Source organism: Microbacterium sp. CCH5-D1 (genome assembly GCF_001557335.1).
Lineage (GTDB): Bacteria > Actinomycetota > Actinomycetes > Actinomycetales > Microbacteriaceae > Microbacterium > Microbacterium oxydans.
In genome coordinates, this window is the sequence record NZ_LSJW01000247.1 from 1 (window position 1) to 1,961 (window position 1,961).

Here is a 1,961-nt window from a genome sequence, read left to right on the forward strand (position 1 = left end):
ACGAAGAGGCCGGTGCCGACCGTGAGCAGGAGCCCCACGCCCAACATGATGTAGTCCATCAGAGGTTCCTCTCCTGTGAGAGAGGCGGACAGTGGGGCGATGTTCTACAACTGGGAGGGTCGTCCATTATGCCGACGATTGTACCCAACGCGACCGTGTATGCGCGCAACGATCACCAGCTGACCGGAAGCGCCTTGCCCTCTTCGTAGCCGGCCGCCGACTGCAGACCCACGACGGCGCGGTCATGGAACTCCGGGACGGATGCAGCCCCGGCGTAGGTGAACGAGGATCGCACCCCCGAGGTGATCATGTCGAGGAGATCCTCGACGCCGGGCCGGAGCGGGTCGAGGTAGATCTTCGATGACGAGATCCCCTCAGCGAACAGCTCCTTGCGCGCACGCTCGTAGGCGTCGAGCCTGCCGAAGCGGGCCTGGACCGCCTTGGTCGACGCCATGCCCCACGACTCCTTGAACAGGCGCCCTTCCGCATCGCGCTGCAACTCGCCCGGCGCTTCGATCGTCCCCGCGAACCACGAACCGACCATGACGGAGGCGGCACCTGCGGCGAGGGCCAGGGCGACATCGCGGGGGTAGCGCACTCCCCCGTCTGCCCAGACGTGCGCGCCGAGCTCCCGCGCCGCCTGTGCCGTCTCGAGCACAGCGGAGAACTGCGGGCGGCCGACCGCGGTCATCATGCGGGTGGTGCACATCGCGCCGGGACCCACGCCGACCTTGAGGATCGACGCACCGGCGTCGACCAGGTCGGCCACGCCCTCCGCGGTGACGATGTTGCCCGCGACGACGGGAAGACCGAGGTCGAGCTCGGCGACGGCCCGCAGCGCCCGCAGCATGCCCTCCTGGTGTCCGTGGGCAGTGTCCACCACCAGCACGTCGACGCCGGCGGCGGCGAGGGCCTTGGCCTTGGCCGCGACGTCGCCGTTGATGCCGACCGCGGCGGCGACGGCGAGGCGCCCGTCGGCGTCGACGGCCGGACGGTACAGCGTCGAACGAAGCGCGCTGCGGGCGCTCAGTGTGCCGACGAGGTGCCCGTGGTGCACGACGGTGACCATCTCGACGCCCGCGTCGGTGATGACGTCGAACGCGTGCCGCTCAGAGCCGATGTCGTCCGCGTCGATCGATGGCGTGCCGCGATGCACCAGGTCACCCAGCTGCGCATCGGGGAGCGCGGTCGCCAGCCTGGTCGCGGGCAGGATGCCGAGGATCCGGCGGACGTCGATGGGGGCAGCGCCGCGGGCGACGACGATGCCGTGACCGCTGGTCGCCGGCAGCAGGCGGAGCGCGTCAGCAGCCGAGGCTTCCGGGGGCAGCACGATCGGCGTGTCCCAGAGCACGGGCTGCGACTTCACCTCACGGATCGCGGCATCGAGTTCCTGCAGAGGCAGGTCCTGCGGCAGCACCCCGAGGGCGCCACGCCGAGCGAGTACAGCGGCGATGCGCGGACCCGTCACGGAGTTCATGTTGGCCGCGACCAAAGGCAGCGTCGCCGGCGTGCCGTCCTGCGGCGCGAGATCGACCTGGAGACGGCTGGTGACCGCGGATCTGCGGGGTACCAGGAAGACGTCGGAGTAGGTCAGATCGACGGTCGGCTGCGCTCCAGAGAACTTCATGGTTCCACGGTACCCAGATCGCGACGCGGTGGGCGCTCGGCTTCGACGATTCCCCAAGGGAAACACGTTAGGCTTGTTGGTCGAGAGTGTGCGGGCCCGAACGCATCCTGCGTCGACGTCCGCACCAGAGAGCTTCAGCGATGAAAGAGGGCGATCGAGAGTGTCGAACCAGGTGACCGGCGTCAACGGCGACGGGGGGTTCGGAGCCAATTCCTGGCTCGTTGAAGAGCTCTACGAGCAGTTCAAGGTGAACCGCGACTCCGTCGACAAGGAGTGGTGGCCCATCCTGGAGAAGTACCACTCCTTGTCGACGGAGTCGCGGTTCACCTTGAAC

2 protein-coding genes are annotated in these 1,961 nt (G+C 68.5%); one reads left to right on the forward strand and one right to left on the reverse strand.

Annotated elements, in window-relative coordinates; all coding sequences use genetic code 11:
• Positions 1 to 172: 172 nt before the first annotated feature.
• The gene (locus AX744_RS15040; RefSeq protein ID WP_061017742.1) at positions 173 to 1,627 is read right to left on the reverse strand and encodes a GuaB1 family IMP dehydrogenase-related protein; all 1,455 of its coding nucleotides are present in this window, start codon (positions 1,625 to 1,627) and stop codon (positions 173 to 175) included.
• Here AX744_RS15040 and AX744_RS21950 point away from each other — a divergent pair.
• A partial coding sequence (locus AX744_RS21950; protein WP_157543624.1) for a 2-oxoglutarate dehydrogenase E1 subunit family protein occupies positions 1,626 to 1,961 on the forward strand: 336 nt, incomplete at its 3' end. The genes AX744_RS15040 and AX744_RS21950 overlap by 2 nt on opposite strands.